This is a genomic window from Larsenimonas rhizosphaerae (assembly GCF_023700005.1).
GTDB classification, from domain to species: Bacteria; Pseudomonadota; Gammaproteobacteria; order Pseudomonadales; family Halomonadaceae; genus Larsenimonas; species Larsenimonas rhizosphaerae.
This window is the reverse complement of sequence record NZ_JAMLJK010000009.1, coordinates 1-1177: the sequence shown is the minus strand read 5'-3', so window position 1 is coordinate 1177 and position 1177 is coordinate 1. Positions and strand designations below refer to the sequence as shown.

The 1177-nt window shown below is 65.3% G+C and carries 1 protein-coding gene; it reads left to right on the top strand.

The genetic code is table 11. The features are described 5' to 3' along the window. The coding region (locus NAT21_RS15445; protein ID WP_250939857.1) for a VCBS domain-containing protein at window positions 1–1177 on the top strand (1177 nt) is incomplete at both ends.

Genomic DNA, 1177 nt, shown 5'->3' with positions numbered 1-1177 from the left:
CGCCACCGATACCGACAGTGGCCAGGCCGGCTTCCAGCCGCAGACCGCTACCGCGGGCAGCTACGGCAGCTTCGCCATCGACGCCTCTGGCAACTGGTCCTATCAGCTCGACAACACCAACGGTGACGTCCAGGCGCTGGGCGACGGCAACACACTGACCGAGACCTTCACCGTCATCACCGCGGGCGGGGATCGCGAGACCGTCACCGTCACGATCAACGGCACGGATGATGCCGCCGAGATTACCGGCGTGCAGACCGGCAGCGTGACCGAAGATACCGTGCTCACCACCAGTGGTGTGCTGACTGCGACGGACACCGATGCGGGGGAGTCCGCGTTCGTCGCCCAGCCGGGCACGGCTGGATCGTACGGCAGCTTTGCCATCGACGCCTCTGGCAACTGGTCCTATCAGCTCGACAACGCCAACGGCGACGTTCAGGCGCTGGGCGAGAATGATCAGCTGACCGAGACCTTCACCGTCACCACCGCCGGCGGGGACAACGAGACCGTCACCGTCACGATCAACGGCACGGATGATGCCGCCGAGATTACCGGCGTGCAGACCGGCAGCGTGACGGAAGATACGGCGCTCACCACCTCCGGCACCCTGACTGCCACCGATACCGACAGTGGCCAGGCCGGCTTCGTGGCGCAACCGAACACCACCGGCGCCTACGGCACCTTTGCCATTGATGACAGCGGCAACTGGAGTTACAGCCTCGATAACGACAGTGCTGCGGTTCAGGCCCTCGGCAACGGCGAGCAGCTGAACGAGACCTTCACCGTCACCACCGCCGGCGGGGACACCGAGACGGTGACGATCACCGTCAACGGCACGGATGATGCAGCGGTCATTACCGGTGCCACCACCGGCGGCGTCACTGAGGATACCGCACTCACCACAGGCGGCACCCTGACTGCCACTGATACCGACAGTGGCCAGGCCGGCTTTCAGCCGCAGACCGCTACCGCGGGCAGCTACGGCAGCTTCGCCATCGACGCCTCTGGCAACTGGTCCTATCAGCTCGACAACACCAACGGCGATGTCCAGGCCCTGGGCGACGGCAACACACTGACCGAGACCTTTACCGTCATCACCGCCGGCGGCGATCGCGAGACCGTCACCGTCACGATCAACGGCACGGATGATGCCGCCGAGATTACCGGCGTGCAGACC